This window comes from Parabacteroides leei (genome assembly GCF_023369805.1).
Classification (GTDB): Bacteria; Bacteroidota; Bacteroidia; order Bacteroidales; family Tannerellaceae; genus Parabacteroides; species Parabacteroides leei.
The window spans coordinates 93,532-99,531 of record NZ_JAMBQG010000022.1; the positions used below are offsets into that span (position 1 = coordinate 93,532).

A 6,000-nucleotide genomic window follows, 5' to 3' on the forward strand; every position below is an offset into this window, starting at 1 on the left:
AGATATCAATGCTTCTCATTAATTTATGAACAAAGGATATTAGGGGAGGATATTTATTGTTTGAATTGGTGTGTGTATTTAAATATCTAATTATCAGATATTTAAAGTTGTGTAAAAATGACTAAAAAAAACGATCGTTTTTTCTCGCCATCATTTTTATAATTTGACAAAGTTAAAAATAATTATTTGCAAAACAATAAATATCTACTTTTTCTTACTTAAAATCAGCGGAATATAAATTGAAAATTAAAGCCTGTATTATTGTGTAATTGTGTTAAAATATTAGCGGATATAATGACTAAAAAAAACGATCGTTTTAGCTAGTCATTTAATTAAAAAACACTAGTATTAACAGACATGAAAGAGCAAAAAATGCAAATCGCCTATCTAAATAAAATAATATATTCCTATATTATTTCGTCGAAGGCCTACGACGATGCCATCCACTGTTGTAAAATACCTTCGTATCCCTACGACGACGTAATCCAACGTTGTAAGACACCATCGTACCCCTGCGACAATGTCATTCACCGTTGTAAAACACCGTTGAAGGCCTACGACGACACAATCCACCGTTGTAAAATACCTTCGTACCCCTACGGCAGCATAATCCAACGTTATACACACCCGTCGTACCTCTACGGCAGCATAATCCAACGTTATACACACCCGTCGTACCTCTACGACGATATACATTATTATTATGTATTATCAGCAAATAATATCCGACTAAATACTAATCATTAAATCATCTACATTATGGCAAACATACAAACATGCCCTAAGACACGATTAAGAGCCAACGAATGGCTAACTTTATGTATCTCCGTAAAAAACGAAATCCAGCGAGCCGACAGGGATATTTCGCTTTTTAAACCTGAGTTCGACAGCTTCGACGCCTGTATCATCCAATTCGACAACAGCCTGAACCGTTTGAGCAAAAGCGAATATACCAGAAAGTCGAACGAAGCGAAACGCAGGCTGAATGCTTCACGTGACGGACTTTTCAAAAAGATATCGGGCGATCTGAGTAATTCAAACAACGATATTGCAGCGGCGGCTGTCAGCCTAAAGATCGTAGTCGATCAGTTTAAATATATCAGCCAACTGTCTTTCGAAGATATTATCGGAAAGACGGAAAGTATCGTTGCCTATTTTAAATCGGATGATTATAAGGATCTTATCAAATTGCTTAAGTTGGAGGATCGTGTGACGCAACTGGAAACGGTCAACAATGAAGCAAAAAATATCCTTGCTAAAAAACTGACGGAAACGGGGCACCGTAATATACCCCGCAAAACGCCGGTCACGCGCCGGGAATTGAATATCGCTTACGATAAGCTGGTCGACCAGTTGAACTTCCTGTCCCGTCGCGACGGTGATACGGATTACCTGACTCTTTTTGCATTTTGGAATGCCCTGATCGACAAGGTACGTGTTACGATCTCACTCCGCAGCGGTGCCGCCAAAGGCGGAAAGACCGACAGTGGCGCAAGCAACCAGCCGACCACCCCGCCATCAGGCGGCGGCGATGATGATCGTCCGGTTATCGAATAATTATCAATCAAATAAATAAAAAATGAAAACAATACTACTTTTATGTTTATCTATCCTGTTTCTTCCGCTAACATTGGCAGCGGAAGGTTTGACGGTTACAGGTGGTACACAGAATACGGATTATTCTTACAAGGATAATGTATATACTGTCCTGACCGGGACGGCACTAACCTTTTCGGGGACAACAACGACGGATCGGATTGTGATCGCAGAAGAGGTAACAGCTGATATCACATTAAATAATGCAGATATACAATTTACATCATTTGATTACTATGGAGATGGAAATGCAGCATTTCATATAAATAAAAATGCAAGTGCCACTATAACATTGACAAATACGAATGTTTTGGAATCAAATGGAATGTCATCTGGTTTAGAAGTACCAAAAGGTGCATCTGTTATTATCAAGGGAGATGGGAAATTAACAGCTACTGGAGGACAGTCTTTAAAAAACTCCGGTGCAGGAATCGGTACAAAAAGAAGCTTGGAGGCTGGATCTATAACTATAAATTCCGGAACGATTATTGCTAAGGGAGGAAATGGGTATAGCAATTATTGGGGTAATTATTCCGGTTATGGTATTGGTAGTTATTCCGGTGAAAATGTCGTTATTAACGGAGGAAATATAACTGCTAATGGTGGAACCAATGCTGGCTCTGGAAATGGAGATCCTTTTTATAATGTAATTATTAATGGTGGTACTTTCACTGACTGTACTGTCTCTAATATTATAAAGTTTGATAATACAAACAATTCTTTTACTAATTGTACTTTAAACTTTAAAAATCCGGTGACATTGGTGAAAGATTATTCAGATTGTAAATTTAATGGTAATATAACAATAGCAAGCGGGAACTATACAAACTGTAAATTAAATGATAATAGAGTTATTAATGGTGATGTGACTATTAATAGTGGGATATTTACAAACTGCATTATACTTAATATTATAAAGTTTGATAATACAAACAATTCTTTTACCAATTGTACTTTAAACTTTAAAAATCCGGTGACATTGATAAAAGATTATTCGGATTGTGAATTAAATGGTGATATAACAATAGCAAGTGGGAACTATAGAAACTGTAAATTAAATGATAAGATAGTTATTAATGGTGGTACTCTCACTGACTGTCCTATTTCCGGAAATAAAGTGATTATAAACAAAGGAACAATCAATAATACAGAAGATAAAAATATAACAGCAAAAGATATAACTATCACTGGTGGGAATATAAATATTCAGTTACCAGAAACAGGTTGTGTAACCTCTGCAATTGAAGGAGATAATATTTTAATTAGTGATGGAAATATTAATATTAAAGGAGGCTCAGATCCCGATAGAGCAGAAGGCGGTGCAGGTATTCGTGTTTCTGAAGGACATGCGCTGACTATTACAGGAGGATATATCGATGTAGCAGGAGGTAGAGACTGTGCAGGAATAGGTGGAACAAAAAAGGAAAGATGTGGAACTGTTATTGTTAAAGGAGGTACTATAAAGGTAAAGAAAGGATCAAGTGGTGGAAGTTCATCAATAGGTGGAGGATATGATAAAGAGAACAGTGGAACATTAACTATTGAAGGAGGATCATTATATACAGATGGGACAATTAATGCATCGATTACAAATAATGTTTATCTCGGCATCACCCCCGAAATAGAAAATGTAACCGATATTTCGGTAGATAATAACCCTTATTATATTAATCAAAACTATGCAGGTGATAATAAGTTATATCTTTATATGACAGGTGCGGATCATACTATTACTGTACGCAAAAATGATAACAGTGTTACGACTTACACAGCGACTTATGTTTCCGCAGGTGTAGGTGGTGATGGCAGGAATAAAGGATACTTTACATTTGATGCAGGTTCGACAACTACTCCCACCGACAACTCTGCAATAGCTTTTGAAGCCGGTGATATTACTGCAACTTATAACAAAGAAAGCAATGAGCTGAAAGTAAAACTCACGGTTACAGAAAAAGTAACTTTCCGCAGTGCTGCCATGAACAGCGTGCAACTGACATTGACGGACGGAGCAAATATATACTTTTCCGATCACAAAACAGTTACCGGCTCAGGCGATTATACGTTTACTTTCGATACGAAAGGATTGAATGTCGGAAGCTACACACTTACCGCCAACTATGGCGGCTCGGCAACAAGCCTGACTGCCGGCGAACAAACAAAGACTTTGACAATCGAAAAAGCCGAAGGTAATACGGCTGCTGATTATACAGAACCGAATGCGCTAACGGCTACTTATGGACAGACATTGATAGATGTCGTATTACCGGGTGGTTGGGCATGGAATGCTTCGGGAACTTCTGTTGGAAATGTTAGTTCACCTCCGAATACTTTTGCCGCCACATTTACGCCTGCCGATACGAAGAATTATAAAACAGTATCGAAGAATCTTTCCGTCACGGTGAATAAGGCAATAGCCAGTGATCCGGGAACACCGGCAGTTCTTTCGCCATCCTCTGTAACATATGGAACAAAGCTATCCGGAATAACAATCACCGACGGCTGGCAATGGATGGATGGAACGATTGTGCCGACTGTAACTAATTCCGGTTACACAGCTTGTTTCCCTGTTACGGATTATACTAATTATGATTGGAGCAGGGTTAATGGTTATAATGAAGTCACTCATAAGGTAAACCGAACTATTACTGTAACAGTCAATAGAGCCGACCTGAAAGCTGCAGACTTTACCTTTGCCGCCCCGACCGATCTCGCCTGCAACGATTCTAAAAAGGAAGCTACTGTTGAAGCTAAATCCGGTTTGACAGGTATTGGTGCTATCACCATCAAATATTATAAAGAGGGTGTGGAAACCGACCCGATCGGAGTTGGCGAATACACCGTAAAGATCGACGTAGCCGAAGGTGATAACTATAAGAATATAACAGATTTGGAAGTCGGAACATTTTCTATCACTCCCAAACAATATACCATTGCGATCGCTTCCCCGATCGACCACGGTACAGTCACCGCCGACAAGACGCAAGCCACCGAAGGCGAAACCGTCACCCTGACTGTCAATCCTACGCAAGGCTACAAACAGGAAACGTTGTCCTATACTACCGACGGTGGCATAACGGGAGCCATCACCGGAACAACCTTCCTGATGCCTGCCGATAACGTAACGGTGACGGCAACTTTCAAAGCATCATCCGTGCCTCCGGTAAATCCTCCTGTCGATCCCGACGATCCCGACGATTCCGCCCCGGTTCGTTACACCGTCACGCTCCCCGCCATAGAGGGTGCGGCAACCGATCCGGTGGCAGGCAGCTACAAGGTAGAAGATTGGACTGACTTCACATTCTCTTTGACAGTTGATGAAGGCTATCTTGAACAATCGCAACCGGTAGTAAAAGCTAATGGCGTTACAATCGAATCGGGCGACGGGAAGAAATATGTACTGAAACAGGTATGTCAGGATACTTCCATCGAGATCGAGGGCATCGTCAAGGATCATCCGACAGCGAACGAATGGATCGATGGCGGCATCGATATCCGTACCGAAGATAAGGCAATTTATGTCGCTGCCCCGCGTGCCATGCGATTGCGGCTGATCGATATCAGTGGGCGCGTGATCCGCAGCACCGAACTTCTTCCCGGCGAAAACCGCATCGGGAATATTGCCTCCGGCATTTATGTCCTTGTATTGGATGGGGTAGGATCGGAAAAGATAATTGTAAAGTAAATAGAAAGAGGGTGTAAAGCACCCTCTTTTTGTAATATAAGGCTTTGCCTCATAAAAAATATTCAAATAGAATAACCGGTTTATAGAAATAATTATCTACATTTGCTCATATTTATTAACGGATATATCAAACCTATTAATTATGAACAAATTTATCAATCCTTTCTCGGATTACGGCTGGAAAAAGATTTTCGGCAGTGAAGTAAGTAAAGATCTTATCATTAGTTTCCTTAATGAAGTCATTCAACAGGAAGTAATCGTAGACATCACTTTTCGCAATGTGGAGATGCTTGGTCTGAAACAGGACCAGCGGCGTGCCGTATTCGATATCTTCTGCGAGAATGAAAGCGGAGAGGTTTTTATTGTGGAAATGCAAAAAAGCCGCCAGAAATACTTCTCCGACAGAGTATTGTATTATGCATCCTTTGCCATCCAGCAACAATCCATGATCGTAAAAGAGAAGTTGGAAAAAGAACCGGATGAAAGGATTCGTAAACGGTGGAACTATCATATCAGTAAAGTGTATGTCGTTTGCGTACTGAACTATATCATGGATCCATCGCGTCCGGAGAAATACCGTTGGGATATTGTGCGCATGGATCGTGAACTGAAGATTCCTTTCAGCGAAACGCTTAATGAAATCTATCTTGAAATGCCGAAATTTGTATTACCTTTGCATGAGTGTGATACGCTTTATAAGAAGTGGTTATATGTATTAAATA

The 6,000-nt window shown here is 40.1% G+C and carries 4 protein-coding genes; all 4 read left to right on the forward strand.

Annotated features, from left to right (window positions below; genetic code table 11):
• Positions 1-357: 357 nt before the first annotated feature.
• A complete protein-coding gene (locus tag M1P97_RS22550) occupies positions 358-747 on the forward strand; it encodes a hypothetical protein (protein ID WP_249390274.1) in 390 nt (129 codons plus the stop codon).
• Between the two features lie 12 nt (positions 748-759).
• A complete protein-coding gene (locus tag M1P97_RS22555) occupies positions 760-1,557 on the forward strand; it encodes a DUF6261 family protein (RefSeq protein WP_195373513.1) in 798 nt (265 codons plus the stop codon).
• A 22-nt stretch (positions 1,558-1,579) separates the two neighbouring features.
• Positions 1,580-5,278 (forward strand): InlB B-repeat-containing protein, encoded by a 3,699-nt coding sequence (locus tag M1P97_RS22560; RefSeq protein WP_249390275.1) that lies wholly within the window; start codon positions 1,580-1,582, stop codon positions 5,276-5,278.
• A 142-nt stretch (positions 5,279-5,420) separates the two neighbouring features.
• On the forward strand, positions 5,421-6,000 hold a 580-nt coding region (locus M1P97_RS22565; protein WP_249390276.1), incomplete at its 3' end, for an Rpn family recombination-promoting nuclease/putative transposase.

Excerpts from the sequence above, each read along its gene's own strand:
- M1P97_RS22550 (WP_249390274.1), top strand. The coding sequence starts at position 358 with ATGAAAGAGCAAAAAATGCAAATCGCCTATCTAAATAAAATAATATAT.
- M1P97_RS22555 (WP_195373513.1), top strand. The coding sequence starts at position 760 with ATGGCAAACATACAAACATGCCCTAAGACACGATTAAGAGCCAACGAA.
- M1P97_RS22560 (WP_249390275.1), top strand. The coding sequence starts at position 1,580 with ATGAAAACAATACTACTTTTATGTTTATCTATCCTGTTTCTTCCGCTA.